General features: G+C 72.8%; 19 protein-coding genes. 8 read left to right on the plus strand and 11 right to left on the minus strand.

All coding sequences use genetic code 11. The features are described 5' to 3' along the window. Nucleotides 1-341: 341 nt before the first annotated feature. Nucleotides 342-743, minus strand: a complete 402-nt coding sequence (locus tag EFL26_RS02190; protein ID WP_123221263.1) for a hypothetical protein — start codon at nucleotides 741-743, stop codon at nucleotides 342-344. Nucleotides 744-941: 198 nt separating this feature from the next. On the opposite strand from EFL26_RS02190, the gene EFL26_RS02195 reads away from it, so the two are divergent. The 3 genes from EFL26_RS02195 (at nucleotide 942) to EFL26_RS02205 (ending at nucleotide 4672) form a co-directional block, all read left to right on the plus strand. Continuing rightward, nucleotides 942-1391: an iron chaperone gene (locus tag EFL26_RS02195; RefSeq protein WP_123221264.1), complete on the plus strand. Its 450-nt coding sequence runs from the start codon at nucleotides 942-944 to the stop codon at nucleotides 1389-1391. A gap of 117 nt (nucleotides 1392-1508) precedes the next feature. Then, complete coding sequence (gene helR / locus EFL26_RS02200; RefSeq protein WP_245999961.1) at nucleotides 1509-3722, plus strand: RNA polymerase recycling motor ATPase HelR; 2214 nt, start codon at nucleotides 1509-1511, stop codon at nucleotides 3720-3722. After that, nucleotides 3719-4672: an acyl-ACP desaturase gene (locus tag EFL26_RS02205; protein ID WP_123221265.1), complete on the plus strand. Its 954-nt coding sequence runs from the start codon at nucleotides 3719-3721 to the stop codon at nucleotides 4670-4672. The genes helR and EFL26_RS02205 overlap by 4 nt, the downstream gene beginning before the upstream one ends. Nucleotides 4673-4675: 3 nt before the next feature. On the opposite strand, the gene EFL26_RS02210 is transcribed toward EFL26_RS02205, so the two are convergent. Together EFL26_RS02210 and EFL26_RS02215 are read right to left on the minus strand one after the other, a co-directional pair. Further along, nucleotides 4676-5434 (minus strand): HAAS signaling domain-containing protein, encoded by a 759-nt coding sequence (locus tag EFL26_RS02210; protein WP_123221266.1) that lies wholly within the window; start codon nucleotides 5432-5434, stop codon nucleotides 4676-4678. Continuing rightward, a complete protein-coding gene (locus EFL26_RS02215) occupies nucleotides 5434-5754 on the minus strand; it encodes a PadR family transcriptional regulator (RefSeq protein WP_123221267.1) in 321 nt (106 codons plus the stop codon). The genes EFL26_RS02210 and EFL26_RS02215 overlap by 1 nt, the downstream gene beginning before the upstream one ends. A 28-nt stretch (nucleotides 5755-5782) precedes the next feature. Here EFL26_RS02215 and EFL26_RS02220 point away from each other — a divergent pair, with 28 nt between their 5' ends. Continuing rightward, complete coding sequence (locus EFL26_RS02220; protein ID WP_123221268.1) at nucleotides 5783-6148, plus strand: hypothetical protein; 366 nt, start codon at nucleotides 5783-5785, stop codon at nucleotides 6146-6148. A 1-nt stretch (nucleotide 6149) separates the two neighbouring features. Here EFL26_RS02220 and EFL26_RS02225 read toward each other — a convergent pair whose 3' ends face one another. Genes EFL26_RS02225 through macS form a run of 3 tightly spaced genes read right to left on the minus strand, consistent with a single transcriptional unit; the run spans nucleotide 6150 to nucleotide 8746 of the window. Continuing rightward, nucleotides 6150-6893 (minus strand): trypsin-like serine protease, encoded by a 744-nt coding sequence (locus tag EFL26_RS02225; protein WP_123221269.1) that lies wholly within the window; start codon nucleotides 6891-6893, stop codon nucleotides 6150-6152. 40 nt (nucleotides 6894-6933) lie between these two features. Next, the gene (locus tag EFL26_RS02230; protein ID WP_221176807.1) at nucleotides 6934-7602 is read right to left on the minus strand and encodes a response regulator; all 669 of its coding nucleotides are present in this window, start codon (nucleotides 7600-7602) and stop codon (nucleotides 6934-6936) included. 10 nt (nucleotides 7603-7612) lie between these two features. Continuing rightward, entirely contained in the window at nucleotides 7613-8746 is a 1134-nt protein-coding gene (gene macS, locus EFL26_RS02235; RefSeq protein ID WP_245999963.1) for a MacS family sensor histidine kinase, read from the minus strand. An 86-nt stretch (nucleotides 8747-8832) separates the two neighbouring features. On the opposite strand from macS, the gene EFL26_RS02240 reads away from it, so the two are divergent. Continuing rightward, on the plus strand, nucleotides 8833-9120 hold the full coding sequence (locus tag EFL26_RS02240) for a YiaA/YiaB family inner membrane protein (protein ID WP_123221271.1): 288 nt from the start codon (nucleotides 8833-8835) through the stop codon (nucleotides 9118-9120). A 101-nt stretch (nucleotides 9121-9221) separates the two neighbouring features. On the opposite strand, the gene EFL26_RS02245 is transcribed toward EFL26_RS02240, so the two are convergent. Beyond that, nucleotides 9222-10205, minus strand: a complete 984-nt coding sequence (locus EFL26_RS02245) for a YihY/virulence factor BrkB family protein (RefSeq protein ID WP_245999964.1) — start codon at nucleotides 10203-10205, stop codon at nucleotides 9222-9224. A gap of 148 nt (nucleotides 10206-10353) precedes the next feature. On the opposite strand from EFL26_RS02245, the gene EFL26_RS02250 reads away from it, so the two are divergent. Beyond that, nucleotides 10354-11079, plus strand: a complete 726-nt coding sequence (locus EFL26_RS02250) for a hypothetical protein (RefSeq protein WP_123221273.1) — start codon at nucleotides 10354-10356, stop codon at nucleotides 11077-11079. Between the two features lie 28 nt (nucleotides 11080-11107). Further along, nucleotides 11108-12322 carry a DUF480 domain-containing protein gene (locus EFL26_RS02255; protein ID WP_123221274.1) on the plus strand — a complete coding sequence of 405 codons (1215 nt, stop codon included), beginning with the start codon at nucleotides 11108-11110 and terminating at the stop codon, nucleotides 12320-12322. 52 nt (nucleotides 12323-12374) lie between these two features. On the opposite strand, the gene EFL26_RS02260 is transcribed toward EFL26_RS02255, so the two are convergent. Genes EFL26_RS02260 through EFL26_RS02275 form a run of 4 tightly spaced genes read right to left on the minus strand, consistent with a single transcriptional unit; the run spans nucleotide 12375 to nucleotide 15374 of the window. Beyond that, on the minus strand, nucleotides 12375-12812 hold the full coding sequence (locus tag EFL26_RS02260) for a VOC family protein (protein ID WP_123221275.1): 438 nt from the start codon (nucleotides 12810-12812) through the stop codon (nucleotides 12375-12377). A gap of 36 nt (nucleotides 12813-12848) precedes the next feature. Continuing rightward, the gene (locus tag EFL26_RS02265; RefSeq protein ID WP_148046604.1) at nucleotides 12849-14549 is read right to left on the minus strand and encodes a hypothetical protein; all 1701 of its coding nucleotides are present in this window, start codon (nucleotides 14547-14549) and stop codon (nucleotides 12849-12851) included. Between the two features lie 16 nt (nucleotides 14550-14565). After that, the gene (locus EFL26_RS02270; protein ID WP_123221277.1) at nucleotides 14566-14994 is read right to left on the minus strand and encodes a hypothetical protein; all 429 of its coding nucleotides are present in this window, start codon (nucleotides 14992-14994) and stop codon (nucleotides 14566-14568) included. Next, on the minus strand, nucleotides 14991-15374 hold the full coding sequence (locus EFL26_RS02275; RefSeq protein ID WP_123221278.1) for a cupin domain-containing protein: 384 nt from the start codon (nucleotides 15372-15374) through the stop codon (nucleotides 14991-14993). The genes EFL26_RS02270 and EFL26_RS02275 overlap by 4 nt, the downstream gene beginning before the upstream one ends. A 126-nt stretch (nucleotides 15375-15500) precedes the next feature. Between EFL26_RS02275 and EFL26_RS02280 the strand changes: the two genes are divergently transcribed. After that, complete coding sequence (locus tag EFL26_RS02280) at nucleotides 15501-16076, plus strand: mycothiol transferase (RefSeq protein WP_245999966.1); 576 nt, start codon at nucleotides 15501-15503, stop codon at nucleotides 16074-16076. Nucleotides 16077-16097 lie beyond the last annotated feature (21 nt).

Here is a 16097-nt window from a genome sequence, read left to right on the forward strand (position 1 = left end):
AGCCGACAGCGAGACCGGTCCGGCCCCATGCCCCGTCGTCGCTGCCCGTCCCCCGGCACAGACCGCCACCAGGCCAGAGTGGTTTCGAGGCTCGCTGGCGCTCGCACCTCAACCACCGGACGGCGGCGCAGACCCGCGGCCGACATCGAGACCCGGCCGCGCGCCGCCCGCGTCGCCGCCGACCGTTCCCCCGGCACAGACCGCGACCCGACAGAGCGGTTTCGGCAAGCTCAACCAGCGGTGGTTGCTTCCCTGCCAAGCGGCGTGGCTTCGAGGCTCGCTGGCGCTCGCACCTCAATCGCCGGACCCTTCCCGGCGACAGCGCCCAGAAACACACACGCTCAGTGCTGGTGCACCCCGCGCAGCGCGGGACTCCGCTGCCGGGACAGCCGAGCGAAGTAGCCCTCGCGCCCTGCGGCTACCAGGGCGGCGACCACGGCGATCGCCTCCGAGATCAGGGCGGTCCAGACGTAGCCGCCGGTCCAGTGGTCGTGCACGCCGAAGAGACCCACCGTCGCGGCGATCGTGAACGCTCCGGCGGTCGACAGGCCGAAGCCGACCGCGAGCAGCAGGGGCACCCAGTGCCGCCAGGTGAGCAGCAGCACCGCGATGACGAGGCCGCCGAACGTGTTGACCAGGAAGGCCGGTCCGACGCTCTGGTCGCGCACCCCTCCGAACCACATCTTCAGGTGCAGGAGTGCCGACACCGTGACCGCCAGGGCCGCGACTGCTCGTGCGTACATCGCGTTCTCCGTTCCTCGTACGGGAGCCCGCGTGGGCTCGGATCCCTCACTCCTCACCACGAGCGACGACACGATCGGGTTCAACGACAACCACGCCGAGCCGGTCAGGAATCGAGAAGCACCCGTACGACGCCCGCCCCTAGCCTTGCTTGCAGGAGGCCGGCACCAGCCGGGCCGCTGATCTCGAAGGGGAACGACATGCCTGCCAAGAAGGCCACCACCGAGTCCGACGGTTTCACCGCCGAGGAGCGCGCCGCGATGAAGGCCCGCGCCGCAGAGCTGCGCGCGGAGGGCAAGAAGGGCGCGAAGAAGGCCGACGGCCTGCAGGCGGTCCTCGACTCGATCGCCAAGATGAACCCCGAGGACCGTGCCCTCGCCGAGCGGGTGCACGTCACGGTCAGCGCCGAGGCGCCCGACCTGGAGCCGAAGACCTGGTACGGCATGCCGGCGTACGCCAACGCCGACGGCAAGGTCGTGCTGTTCTTCAAGAACGCCGGCAAGTTCAACGAGCGCTACTCGACCCTCGGGTTCGAGGGCGCCGCGCACCTCGACGACGGCGACCTCTGGCCGGTCGTGTTCGCGATCCAGGCCTGGACGCCTGCCGTGGAGAAGAAGGTCGCCGAGCTGGTGCGCGACGCGGTCTCCTGACCCACGAGCACGACGGGGACGACGAAGGGAGAGGGGCACTGCCCCTCTCCCTCTCCAACGTATAGCGCACCCGGGGTCTTGCGGCAAGGCCCCGGTCCGGCCCCAGAATCGCCCGTCGTGACCCCGAACCTGACCCGTGCCTTCGCCCTCCCCGACCATCTCGCCGCCAAGTCCGACCCCGCCCTCGTCGCCGCCGACGAGGCCCACTTCGCCGCCGTCGCCGACAGCCTCGAGCAGACCGTCGCCGACCTGACCGACCGCCTCGACCAGGCCCGCAAGGGCCCGGGCGGCACCGGCCAGGAGGCGCTCGACCGCGACCAGGAGGTGCACCGGCTCACCGCCCGGCTGCGCACGCTGCGTCGCTACGGGCTCGACCTGTGCCTGGGCCGGATGGTCACCGAGGACGCCGGGCCGGTGTACGTCGGCCGGCTGGGGCTCGGCGACCGCGACGGCCGGCGGCTGCTGGTGGACTGGCGCTCCCCCGCCGCCGAGCCGTTCTTCGCCGCCACGCTCGCGAACCCGATGGGCCTGGTCAGCCGCCGGCGCTACCGCTGGACGCGTGGCCGCGTCACCGACTACTGGGACGAGGCGTTCACCGCCGAGGGGCTGGACGGGCCGCTCGCGCTCGACGAGGACTCGGCACTGATCGCCAGCCTGGCGGGCAGCCGATCGGACCGGATGCGCGACGTGCTCACCACCATCCAGGCCGACCAGGACGCGATCATCCGCGCCGGCTCGCGCGGCGCGCTGGTGGTCGACGGCGGCCCGGGCACCGGCAAGACCGTGGTGGCCCTCCACCGCGCCGCCTACCTCCTGTACGCCGACCCGCGACTCGGCCATCGCCGTGGCGGCGTGCTCTTCGTCGGGCCCCACCAGCCCTACCTGGCCTACGTCTCCGACGTGCTGCCGAGCCTCGGGGAGGAGGGCGTGCAGACCTGCACCCTGCGCGACCTGGTGCCGGAAGGGGCTGCCGCGGCTGCCGAGCGCGACCCCGAGGTGGCGCGGCTGAAGGCATCGGCAGACCTGGTGAGGGCGATCGAGCCGGCGGTCCGGTTCCACGAGGAGCCGCCGAAGGAGGGCATGGAGGTCGAGACCCCGTGGTGCGACCTCTGGCTGAGCACCGAGGACTGGGCCGAGGCGTTCGACGCACCCGCCCCCGGCACGCCGCACAACGAGGCCCGCGACCAGGTCTGGGAGGAGCTCATGACGATCCTGGTCGACAAGGCCGAGCTCGACGACGTGCCGGAGGACCAGCTGCGACGGGCGCTCGTGCAGAACACCGCGCTGGTCACCGCGTTCGGCCGGGCCTGGCCGGTCGTGGAGGCCACCGACCTGGTCGCCGACCTGTGGTCCGTGCCGGCGTACCTGCGCCTCTGCGCACCGTGGCTCGGACCCGACGAGGTCCGCGCCCTCCAGCGCGCCGACGCCCAGGCGTGGACCACCGCCGACCTGCCGCTGCTCGACGCGGCCCGGCAGCGCCTCGGTGACCCCGAGGCCTCGCGGCGCCGCCGCAGGGAGGAGGCCGCGGCGGCCGCCCAGCGCGAGGAGATGGCACGCGTCGTTGACGACCTGATCGCCACCGACGACTCCGAGATGCTGGTGATGTCGATGCTGCGCGGCGAGGACCTCGCCGCCGCGCTGGTCGACGAGTCCGCGACGCCCGCGCTCGACCCCGACCTGCTCGCCGGACCGTTCGCGCACGTCGTCGTCGACGAGGCCCAGGAGCTGACCGACGCGGAGTGGCAGATGCTGCTGGTCCGCTGCCCCTCGCGCAGCTTCACGGTCGTCGGCGACCGGGCCCAGGCCCGCCACGGTTTCACCGAGTCGTGGGAGCAGCGCCTCGAGCGGGTCGGGCTCGACCACGTCAGGCTCGCGTCGCTGAGCATCAACTACCGCACGCCGGAGGAGGTGATGGCCGAAGCGGCGCCGGTGATCCGCGCTGCCCTGCCGGACGCGAACGTGCCGGTCTCGATCCGCAGCACCGGCGAACCGGTGGTCCACGCGCCGCTCACCGACCTGCGACCGATCCTCGACTCCTGGCTCGCCGAGCACGCCGAGGGCATCGCCTGCGTCATCACCGTCGGTGACGTCGCCGTGCCCGAGAGCTCACGGGTCCGGACGCTCACGCCGGAGCTCGCCAAGGGCCTGGAGTTCGACCTGGTCGTGCTCGTCGACCCGGAGGACTTCGGCGACGGCGTCGAGGGCGCCGTCGACCGGTACGTCGCGATGACCCGGGCCACCCGGCGGCTGGTGGTGCTGACCGGCGACGAAGACCCGACCGCCCGGGTCGGCGTACGCTCGCAGGAACGCCGACCGAGGGAGCACGCGTGAGCACTGCGAACCACCTGCTGGAGGAGCTGGAGCCGGTCGTCGAGGCGAACCTCGACCGCCACCTCGCGATGGCGCAGGAGTGGCATCCGCACGACTACGTCCCGTGGGGCGAGGGGCGCGACTTCGCGTTCCTCGGCGGCGAGGACTGGGCGCCGGAGCAGTCACGGCTCTCGGAGACCGCCAAGGCCGCGATGATCACGAACCTGCTCACCGAGGACAACCTGCCCTCCTACCACCGCGAGATCGCCACGCGCTTCGGCCGCGACGGCGCCTGGGGCACCTGGGTCGGGCGCTGGACCGCGGAGGAGAACCGGCACGGCATCGCGATGCGCGACTACCTGGTGGTCACCCGCGGCGTCGACCCGGTGGAGCTGGAGCGGGCGCGGATGGACTACATGACGTCCGGCTACGACTCCGGCGACAAGACCGCGCTCGAGGCGGTGACCTACGTGTCCTTCCAGGAGCTGGCGACCCGGGTCTCGCACCGCAACACCGGCAAGGTCACCCAGGACCCGATCGCCGACCAGCTGCTCGCCCGGATCTCCAAGGACGAGAACCTGCACATGGTCTTCTACCGCAACATCGTCGCGGCGGCGCTGGAGATCGCGCCCGACGAGACCATGCGGGCGATCGCCGACGAGGTGATCGGCTTCGAGATGCCGGGCGCGACCATGGCGGGCTTCCGGCGCAACTCCATGATCATCGCCAAGGCCGGCATCTACGACCTGCGGCTGCACCACGACGACGTGATCATGCCGGTGCTGCGGCACTGGGACGTCTTCGGTCGCACCGGCCTCGGCGAGGTCGGCGAGAAGGCCCGCCAGGAGCTCGCCGTGTTCCTCGACGGCCTCGACCAGCAGGCCAGCAGGTTCGTCGAGCGTCGCGCCGAGCAGCGGGCCCGCGCCGCAGCCACCGCCGAGAGCGACGAGACTCCCGACATCGCCTCCTGAGCGTCAGCGGGGAGCCGGGGCGACGTCGGGCGTCTGCACCCGCCGCAGCAGCACCACGGCGTACGCCGCAGCCACGACCAGCGCCACGCTCGCGTCGGAGAGCAGCAGCCCGCGGCCCCACTCGAACGGCGTGCGCGAGTCGGTGAACCCGGCCAGGAGCAGGAACGCCGCGGCGCCGCCGAAGGCCGTCATGCCGATCGCCGGCACGACGCCGTCGGCAGGCGCGCTCGTCCGGCGCCGCAGCAGCCAGAGGACGCCGAGGCTGGCCAGCAGGCACAGCAGCGCGAACCCGCCGCGCAGCACCAGCGTGTCGGCGGCGTTCTCCGAGGCGGCCGCCGCCGGCCAGTCGGCGGCGCCGGGCTGCACGGCCAGCCAGTGCGCGACCTGGGAGGCCGAGGCGACGGTGTCGTGCGGGAACCCGAAGGTCGCGGTCGTCGAGGTGACCGCGGCGACGAGCCGCGACAGCAGGGTGCCGGCGAGCACGGTCGCCGAGCCGACGGCAGCGAGCTGGGCGCCGCCCAGGGCGAGCGGGGTGAGCCGGGCCAGGACGGGGCCGTTCGCGGCGCGCGCGACCTGCCGGACGGTGCCGAACCGCTCGATGGCGACGCGCTCGGCGTCGGGCTCGGCGGCACCGGCCGCGACCTCGCGCGCGACGGTGTCGCGCAGGTGCTCCTCGGCCTCCACGAGGAAGCGGCGGGACCGGGCCGGGCCGACGCGCAGCCGGGCCGCGAGGTCGTCGAGGTAGGTGTCGATGAGGTCCATCACGCCGTCCCCAGCACGCTGGACATGCTCGCCGCGAAGCGGTGCCACTGCCGCGACTGCTCCGCCAGCGCCTTCTCGCCGGGCGCGGTCAGCCGGTAGATCCGACGCCGCCGTCCCTCGAGGGTGGCCCAGTCACTGGCCAGCAGCCCCTCGCGCTCGAGCCGGTGCAGCGCCGGGTAGACCGTGCCCTCCGGCAGGTCGAACTCCCCCTCGCTGCGCCGCCGCAGCTCGGCGATCACCTCGTAGCCGTGGGCCGCGCCCTGCCGGAGCACCGACAGGATCAGCAGGTCAAGGTGTCCCTTGACGCGCTCTCTTCCCATACCTAGGCAGTCTAGGTATGGTCGCGACGTGACGCAAGCACCCCTCCTCACCCGGCCCGTCCCGCTGGCCGTCGCCGCCGTCGGCCTCGGTGCCGTGCTCGGCGCGCTGTGCGCGCGGGTCGTCCTCGTCGGCTCCGGGCTGAGCCTCGTCCCGTGGGCGGTCGCCGGCCTGGCGTCGGGCGCGTGCTGCCGGTCGCGGACCATGGCTGCAGCGGTCGGGGCGCTCTACGGCTTCGCGCTGGCCTTCACCTTCATGACCGTCGGGTACGACGGCGCGGCGCCGCTGCACACCCGCCTGCTCCCGTTCTGCCTCTTCGGGCTGGTCGGCGCCGTCTGCGGCAGCGTGCTGGCACTCGCAGGCCGGCAGGTCGCCGGGAAGCTCGCGAGTCGCTGACCTACGGCAGGGTGACGTAGCCGGCGAGGAAGTCTCGCGCGGAGGCGGTGTCCAGCCGGTAGTCCACGTTGGTCGACCGGCAGATCGCGTCGCCGGTGATCGTCGTGGCGGCGACGACGTCGGAGCTGCCGAGGAAGTTCGGCCCGCCGGAGTCGCCGTAGCAGGTGCCGCCGTTGCCGGTCGACGGGTTCATCGAGATCCGCAGCCAGGCCGGGTTGATCGAGTTCAGCGTGCCGGTCGCGACCATCCGCACGTCGTCGTAGAGGTACTGGTGGCCACCGGGCGAGTTGGTAACCTCGTGGGCGCCGTACCCGACCGAGGTGAACTGCTGCGTGCTCGGCAGGTTCGACAGCGAGCCGGCCGCGGGCAGCTTGGCCGGGGTGATCCTCGGCGCGGTGTCGAGCACGACGACGGCGATGTCGTGCGGGTCGCTCTGTGCGCCGTTGTAGAGCGGATCGGCGTGCCAGGTGCCGGCGTACACCTTGTCGCCGTCCTGGTACGCCGGGTCGAAGGTGACCCGGACCCGATCGCCCTCGGCGCAGTGCGCCGCGGTCAGGAACACCTTCGGCGCGATCAGCGTGCCGGAGCAGTAGATCCAGGTGCCGTCGGAGTACGCCTGCGCGGCCACGAGGCCGCCGACATTGGGATGACCGGTGCCGTCGGCGGTGCCGTAGGTGATCGCCGCGGCAGGAGCCGCGAACCCGAGCACTCCGAGGACGGTGACAAGCAGGACCAGACGGCGCATCGATCTCCCCTTCTCGACTGCGGTCACCCTAGGCCCGGGCTCAGTCGGCGTCGAGCCCCTGCTCGATCGCGTAGCGAGTGAGCTCGACGCGGTTGTGCATCTGCAGCTTGGTCAGGGTGTTCTGCACGTGGTTCTGCACCGTGCGGTGCGAGAGCACCAGCCGCTCGGCGATCTGCCGGTAGGAGAGGCCCTTGGCGACCATCTTCAGCACCTCGGTCTCGCGCTCGGTCAGCCGCGGCTGCGCCGGGTCGGGCGTGGGCGCGTCGGAGATCCGCTGGAACTCCCCGAGCACCAGGCCGGCCAGGCCCGGGGTGAACACGGGGTCACCCTGGGCGACGCGGCGTACGGCGGCCAGCAGGTCCTCGCGCGACGCCGACTTCACCAGGTAGCCGGTCGCGCCGGCCTTCACCGCCGCGAGCACGTCGGCCTGCTCGCCCGACGCCGACAGGACCAGCACCTTGACGTCCGGGTCCTGGGCGACGACCTGCGTGGTGACCTCGACCCCGTCGGGGGCCGGGATCTGCAGGTCGAGCACGACCACGTCGGGACGCGCGGCAGGGAACCGCGCCAGGGCCTCGCGCCCGTCGGCCGCCACCGCGACCACGTCGTGACCGGCGGCGACCAGGTCGCGCTCGACGGCGTCGCGCCACATCGGGTGGTCGTCGACCACCATCACGCGCAGGGGCGGGTTCTCCTCGGTCTCGCTCATCACGACGACCTTAGGGGAGCCCGGGCGCCTCGCGTGGGACGACGAGCTCCCACTCGGTGCCGCCCGAGCCGGTCACGAGCTGGGCGCTGCCGCCGAGGTCGGCGATCCGGCCGCGGATCGACCCGATCACGCCGAGCCGGCCCTGGGCCGCCGCCTGCTCGAGCCGGCCGGGCGGGATGCCCGGTCCGTCGTCACGCACCGAGACCTCGATCCGGTCGGGAAACGCCTGGACCAGCACCCAGGCGGGTGCGTCGTCGCCGACGTGGACCCGGACGTTGTCGAGGCAGGCGCGCACGGCAGCCAGCAGCTCGCGTCCGGCTGCGGCCGGCAGCTCGACGGGAGCCGCCGGCGTCGACACGGTCACCGAACCCGAGCGCTCGAGCCGGCTCAGCTCGCTGACCAGGTCGACCGTGTCGGCCGGGGTCGGGGTGACCGCCTCCTGCGCGCGGATCAGCGTGCGCAGCTCGCGCTCCTGCTCCCCGGCCAGCCGGCCGAGCTCCCCAGCCTCTCCCCCGAGCTCACGCCCACGTCGCTGCACCAGCGCGAGCACCTGCAGCACGCCGTCGTGCACGACACGGGCGAGCCGGGCGCGCTCGGCGGCCATCGCCGCGGCCCGCTCGGCCACCTCGCGATCGGCCGCCATCTCCTGCAGCGACGCACACATGAACCCGACGATCGGCCCACCGATCACGAGCAGGAAGGCGTTGCCGTAGTCGGACTGCCGGATCTCCGGACGCAGGGACAGGTCGACCGAGGCCAGAAGCAGGCCGGCGACGAGGCCGCCGGCCCAGCGGTACTGGATCGACCACGCCAGCAGGGCCGCCATCACCCAGAACCCGGGCACGGTCGCGTGGAAGCCCGATCCCTTGACCAGCGGCGTCGCGACCAGCAGCGCCAGTGCGATCGCCAGGTCGGCGCCGAGGAGCAGGCGCGTACGCCGGCGCGGGTCGGCGTACAGCCAGGTGGCGAGGCCGGTCCACAGCACCATCACCGTCACGCACGCGGCGACCGCCACCGGGTGCCGGTAGTGGCCCCAGCGGTAGAGGTTCAGCGCGACCGCGTTGGCCAGCACGATCACGCGCAGCACCGCCAGCGCGCGGAAGAGCCGGTCCTGGACGGCGACGGCGGCCGGCGATGAGCTCACACGCCGCAGTGTGGCACCGGGCGAGCGCGAGAAGCTGAGTATCCGTACCGATGTCGGGCCGGGCGCGTTCGAGCAGAGTCTGAGCCATGGATGCTCCCGTGCCCCCGAAGAACACCTCCGCCTTCTTCGCCCAGTCCGCGATCGCCTTCGGCATCGCGCTCTTCACGATGCTGATCGCGATCTACTACCTCCCCGCCGACCCGTGGCCGAAGGCGTTCCTCGCGCTCGGCACGCTCTTCCTGACCACGTCGTCGTTCACCCTCGCCAAGGTGGTGCGCGACGCGCAGGAGACCCAGCACGTGGTCTCGCGCCTCGACCAGGCCCGCATGGACCGGATCCTGGCCGAGCACGACCCGTGGAAGGAAGTCGGCTGAGCGACGCCGGGCTAGGCTGGTCGCCGATCTCGGAGGGGGACCATGGCGAACGATTCCATGCACGACTCGGCGGCGTACGACGCGAAGGACGCCGGTCCGTTCTAGGTCTGCGACCGGTCGCCGAAGCTGACGTCGATCTGCTCGAAGCCCTTGTGCCGCTGCGCCTGGGCGTACTCCCGGTAGACCCGTTCGTCGGCCGGGGTGAGTTGCACCGCGTCGGTGAACGGGGTGAGCAGGGCTCGCGGGTAGAGCCGCTTGAAGAGCACGACGTTCACCTCGAGCCCGATCATCGCCATCACGGTCGCGATGTAGATCAGCGCCACGAGCCCGAGCACGAGGGCGAACACGGCGTTCATCTCGTTGGCCTTCTTGATCACGTGCTCGACGTACACGCCCCCGAGCAGCTGGAGCAGCTGCCACAGCACCGCGATCAGCGCGGCGCCGGGGAGCACGTCACGCAGGCGCTCGTCCTGCGGCGTCGACAGCCGCATCATCAGCGCGAGCACGTAGGCGTTGACCAGCACGCTCAGCAGCAGGGCCGCCCAGTGCACCTCGGAGCCGACGTTGCGGCCGAGCACGTCGAGGTGGCTGCCCAGGCTGGTCACGACCGCGATCAGCACGAGCGCGAGGCCGGCGCCCACGATCCACACCAGGCTGCGGAGCCGGCTCACGATCGGGTTCAGCCGGGCGTTGCGCGGGATCGCCCAGCAGGCGTTGATGGCATTGTGCGCCGCCTGCCCGAGCCCGATCACGCCGTACAGCGCGGTCACCGAGCCGACGACCACCGCGGACGCGCTCCCCTGCAGACCGCCGGGCCGGCCGAGCTGGTCGCCGACGATCGGGAACTGCGCGAGCGCGGAGGTGAGGATCTCGCGCTGCAGGGTGGGATGCCCCTGCAGCACGAAGCCGAGCACGGAGGACCCGATCAGCATCAGGGGGAAGATCGCGATGAACGCGTAGTAGGTGATCACCGAGGCGAGGTAGCCGCCCTGGTCGTCGAAGAACTTGTACACCACGGCGATCGGGATGCCCACGACCCGATGGCGCCGCTGCCACGCGTCGACGCGTTCCACAAGGTCGGGCACGAGACGAACGCTACGGGAGCGCCCGCGCTCTCCCCCGCAGGCGAGGCACCCGCGTTCGTCGCGCCCCCGTGCGAAGACGGGTCTCGCTCGTCCGAAGGCGAGCGTCCGCTCCAAGAATCCACCGAGGTCGGAGTGGGACGCTGGGCCCATGTTCGATGCTGCGGGTGACCAGGCGCCGGTGCGCGACGTGGTCGACACGGCACTCGGCCGGCGCGAGCGCCACGACCCGGTGCTGCCGGGCACTGGCGGCCCGGCCGGCAACGCGCTGCTCACCGCGTGGCTCGGACTCTTCCTGCTCGTGCTGTTCTTCGCGGAGGGGCTCACCCTGCTCGACGTACGCGGCCTGATCAGCTGGCACGTCGCCCTCGGTGCCCTGCTCGTCCCGCCCGCGGTGGCGAAGACTGCCACGACGGGGTGGCGGATGGTGCGCTACTACGCCGGCCACGCGGGCTACCGCCTCGCCGGCCCTCCCCCGCTGGTGCTCCGGATGCTCGGCCCGCTCGTGGTCGTCACCACGCTCGCCCTGCTCGGCTCCGGCGTCGCGCTGGTGCTGCTCGGACAGGACACCAGCCGCCAGGCGGTCGTCGACGTCCTGGGCCTCCGGGTCGACTGGGTCGGCCTGCACAAGGGCGTGTTCTTCGTGTGGTTCGCGGTGATGGCCGCGCACGTGCTGGGCCGCGCGCTGCCCGCGCTGCGGCTGGTGGTCAGGAGGCACCAGGTGCCCGGCACCGTACGCCGCGTGACCGCGCTCGTCCTGTCGCTGGTGCTGGCCGGGACCGCCGCGGTCTGGCTGGTCGGCCTCGAGGGCAGCTGGCGCGAGGGCCGCTTCGGCGACGACGACCGCGAGCACGCCGGGACGTCGCGCACGCACTGACCTGGCGGGGCGTTCTAGGGTCGTCACCGTGACCGACCTCCCCGTCCTCGACCCGGTCGACCAGCGCATCCTCGGCAGCCTGCTGGAGAAGCAGACGACGGTGCCGGCCTCCTACCCGCTCACCGCCAACGCCTTGCGCACCGCGTGCAACCAGACCAGCAGCCGCGAGCCGGTGCTCGACCTCGACGAGCAGACCGTCGAGCGCACCGCGCGGTCGCTCAAGGACCGGGGCCTGCTGCGGATCGTCTGGTCGGACACCGGGCGACGGACGCTGAAGTACCACCAGGTCCTCGACGAGCAGCTCGGCCTCGAGGCCGACGAGCGCGCCCTCCTCACGGTGCTGCTGCTCCGCGGCCCGCAGGCGCCCGGCGAGCTGCGCACCCGCACCGACCGGCTGCACCCGTTCACCGACCGCGGCGAGGTCGAGGCGTGCCTGCGCCGGATGGCGGAGCGCGAGCAGCCGCTGGTGCGCGAGCTCGAGCGCCAGGCCGGGCAGCACGACCGGCGCTGGGTGCACCTCCTCGGGCCGGTGCCCGAGCAGCCCGTGGCCACGGCTGAGCCCGCGGTCGACCGGGACTCGGTGATCGCCGGCGGCGCCGACCGGCGCGACGCCTCGGTGCGCGCGTCGTACGACGCCGTTGCGGAGGCGTACGCCGACCACCTCGTCGACGAGCTCGACGATCTCCCGTTCGAGCGATGGCTCCTGGACCGGGTGCTCGACCAGGTGGCCGGCGGGCCCGTCGTGGAGGTCGGCTCGGGCCCGGGACACGTCACGGCGTACCTGGCCGCGAGCGGAGCCGAGGCCACCGGACTCGACCTCTCCCCGGAGATGGTGGCCGAGGCCCGACGCCGCTTCCCTGACGTCACCTATGCGGTCGGCGACCTGCGCCGCCTCGCCCGGCCCGCCACCGGGCCGGGGTGGAAGGCCGTGCTGGGCTGGTACTCCCTCATCCACCTCGCCGCCTCCGAGCTCCCCGACGCGGTGGCCGCGCTGGCCCGCCCGCTCGCCCTCGACGGCTGGCTGGTCCTCGCCCTTCACGCCGGCGCGGAGGTGCGCCACCTCGACGACTGGTTCGAGCAGGAGGTCGACCTCGACGTCGTCCTCCACGACCCCGCCTTCGTCGTCGGCGTGGTCGAGTCGGCCGGTCTGGTCGACGTGGAGTGGTACCTCCGCGGGCCGCTCACGGGCCGGGGTGAGACCACGCAGCGGCTGTACGTGCTCGGGCGCAAGCCGGCGTCGTGACCGAAGGACCGGGAAGCCGGCCCTCGGGCGATGCCGAGGTGCACGGTCGCTCTCAGGCCTTCTTCAACTCCTCGGCGAGCATCACGATGATGCCGCTGGGCCCGCGGACGTAGGTGAGCCGGTAGATGTCCTCGTACGTCGCGACGCCCCGCAGGGGGTGGCACCCGTGTCGCGCGGCGATCTCGAGCGCCTCGTCGAGGTCGTCGACGGAGAAGGCCACGCGGTGCATGCCGATCTCGTGGGGCAGGGTCGGCGCGGTCTCGATCGCGTCGGGGTGGAGGTACTCGAACAGCTCGAGGCGACCCTGACCGTCCGGAGTCTGGAGCATGGCGATCTTGGCGTGGTTGCCGTCCAGACCCACCGCCGTGTCGGTCCACTCGCCGCTGACCGTGTCGCGGCCGAGGACCGAGAGCCCGAGGTCGGTGAAGAAGGCGATCGCCTCCTCGAGGTCACGCACGGCGATGGCGACGTTCTCGAGCCTGATGGGCATGCGTGCACGGTACCCAGCCGGAGCGCTCGACGCTGTTCACAGCTCCCAGGTCAGCGACCGGTCGGCATCGGGCTCGTAGCTGCACGTGAAGCCGGTGCGGACGTGGGTCGCCAGGTGCCGGCCGACGACCGGATCAGCAGCCTTGATCGTCTCGATGGCAGCCGCGATCGCCTTGCGCACGGTCACCCGGGCACGCTCGGCGCTGCCTCCGACGTGGCGGGCTCGTCCCCCGAGGCCGGTGGCCGCCGAGACCTCGGCCAGCAGCGCCGCTCGCTCGGCGACCAGGCTCTCCGCAGCGGTCGCGTCGCCGTTGAGGTCGGCGGCGTCGAGCGCGTCGTCCAGCTCTCGCAGCCGACGGCGGTAGGCGTCCAGTGCGACCGTGTCGGCGCGAGGGCCGAGGTCGCCCTCGGCGACCTGCCCGCCGGCGAGCACGACCGCGTCCACGCCGCTGCCCGGCCGGGACAGCAGCGCGTGCAGGTGCGCCATGCCCTTCCGCGCCGGCACGGCTGTCGTGGTGCCGGCGTGACCGACCAGCCAGGTCCCGGGAGGTCCGGGACGCAGGGTCATCCTGCTGTCGGCCGCCTGGCTGTCCTCGGTGACGGCGTGCTCCCCGGTGACCCAGCGCTCAAGCCGCTGGCGCCACCAGGTCGCGCCGATCCGCGTGTACGCCGCCAGCGCGTCGGCCCGCAACCGCGTCGCCGTCTCGTGATCCCCGAGGAGGCCGGCAGCCCGGGACAACGGGTCGTCGGTGACCCCGTGGAACATCAGGGCGCCCGAGGCGACCACGGCCCGGCCGGCGTACGGGGCGAGCAACGGTGCGACCCGGGCTACGAGGTCGGTGTCGGCGGCGTGGAGTGCGACGTCCAGGACCAGCTGCAGGGTCGGCAGGTAGCTGAAGTCGCGGGGCAGCGCGGCCAGCACACCGGCGTCGAACGTCGCCGCCAGGGAGATGGCCCGCTCGACCTCACCGGCGCCGAGCCACATCCAGGCCGCCTCGGCGTAGAGCTCGCGGACACCTTCGGCGACCGCGAAGTCCTCCGCCAGCTGGGCCAGCTCCGCGGCCGTGGCCCGGTCGCCGCTGTGGACCGCGGCGTACGCGCGCATGCTCGACACCACCAGCGGGCCGTCGGCCAGATGGGCCGTCTCCAGCGCCCGGCCGGCGACCGCGACCAGCTCCGCGGCGGTGTCCGTCCTTCCCCGGAGCAGGTCGAGCGTGAGCCGGCGCGAGGCGGCGAAGAACATCGCGCGCGACGACTCCTCGCCCAGCAGCTCCAGCGCACGCATCTGGCGGTTCATCGCCGGCAGATCGAGCACCTCGAGGGCGACCGTCAGGGTCCACAGGTGGGCCTGGGTGCGCACGTCCACGTCGGTCAAGTGAGCGGTGACGTCGTCGAGCCGCCGCGCCAGATCGGTGCGGACGGACAGCTCGTCGGGCCCCCAGTGCGTGGCGAGCGCGGCGTCGAGCGCATCCGCGACGAGCACGTCGTCACCGGTCGCGGTCGCGTGGGCGAGGGCAGCGTCGGCGAAAGGCACCGCGCGGGCGTGCGCCCCGGCGTACGCCCAGCAGCGCGCGAGCGTGGCGCCGAGGCGGGCACGAACCCGGTCGTCGGTGGAGGCCTCGAAGGCTTCGTGCAGGACCGCGGGGATCTTGCCCGGCTCGGTGCCGAAGACATAGGTCTCGGCCAGGCGCAGCGCCTGGAGGGCCGGGTCCGGGAGGTCCGCCGCGGTGGTTCCCACGGGCTCCATGGTGGCACTAAGGGCGCAGCAGGGTGACGGCGTTCGCGTGCTCGCGCTGACGGTCCTCGTCCCAGTCGCCGGTGCAGTAGACCGTGAAGTCGCAGATCGCACCGGTGTCGTCGAGGTCGAGGACGAAGCCTTCCCGGCAGTACCACTGCTGGCCGTCGTCCTCCCAGCGCTCCTCCAGCTTGACCAGGTAGCCCGTCTCCGTGGGGGTCACCCGCTCCAGCCGGACGCGCCCGGGCTGGGGATGCATCCGCCGCCGACCAGCGACGAGCTCGTCGGCCCCGTCGGTCTGGACGCGCCAGTGCGGGAAGGTCAGGTCGCCGAAGACGGTCGGCGCGAACAGTCCCTCGGGGGCGTCGCCTCCGCTCTCGAGGAACGCCACGAACTTCTCGACGCTGGACTGGAGGGTCGCCGGCGACGGCATCGTCGAGGTGGTCATCGCACACCTGCCTCGAGTGCGGCGAGGTTGCCCTCGATGGCGGCCATCGTCTCGCCCAGGGCGTCGGTCGGGCTGAACTCGACGACGCTGGTGCCCGCCGCGATCAGGGGGAGGTGACCGGGCGTCGCGTAGTAGGCGTCACCGGCGCCGTAGGTCTCCTCGCGGTCGGCCCAGCGGAACGTGATCTGGCCGGACTGCACGACGCCCCAGTGCGGGCACTGGCAGCGGTCGTCGGGGAGGCCGGCGAACAAGGGTGCGGGATCGGCGTCCTGCCGGTAGGTCTCGAACCCGACGGTGTAGCCGCCGAGCTCGGCGTACCGGCCCTCGAGCTCGGGCAGGTCGACCGCCACGGGGGTCGTCATCTTGCTGGCACTGGGCATGGTGTCCTCCTGGGTGGATGGTGCTGACACCCTGAAGGCGTGACTTCCGAGGTCACATCGTGACCAGCGCGGCCGACGGCGATGTCGGGCTGCAGACTGTCCGCACCCGCCCGTAGCGTGCTCCGCATGACGGAGACGAGAGTTCCCGGGGCGCTCGACGCCGACTTCACCGTGGTCATGGACGGCGACGAGGTCGCCACCATGCTCAGCAGCCTGGCCCGCACGCGGCGTACGTTCGCGTGGAAGTGCTGGGACCTGGACGCCGCGGGCCTGACCACCACGATCGGCGCGAGCACGATCACCCTCGGCGGCCTGCTCAAGCACCTCGCGCTCGTCGAGACCGACTGGTTCGCGGTCAAGCTGCGCGGCGAGCGCTATCTCTCCCCGTGGGAGGAGGGCGACTGGGACTCCGGCCCGGACTGGGAGTGGCGCTCGGCGGCCGACGACAGCCCGGAGGAGCTCTACGCGCTGTGGAAGGGCGCGGTGGGCCGCGCGGACGAGATGATCGCCGCGGCGCTGGCCGAGGGCGGACCGGGTACGCCGGGCCGCTTCACGTGGGACGACGGTCGCACCCCCAACCTGCGGCGCATGGTCGCCGACGTGTGCGAGGAGTACTCCCGGCACTGCGGCCATGCCGACCTGATCCGGGAGGTCGTCGACGGCCGGGTCGGCGAGGACCCGCCGCGGGAGTTCCGGCCCTGAGCACCGCCGGATAGGGTCGCC

The organism is Nocardioides pocheonensis (assembly GCF_003725535.1).
Lineage (GTDB): Bacteria > Actinomycetota > Actinomycetes > Propionibacteriales > Nocardioidaceae > Marmoricola > Marmoricola pocheonensis.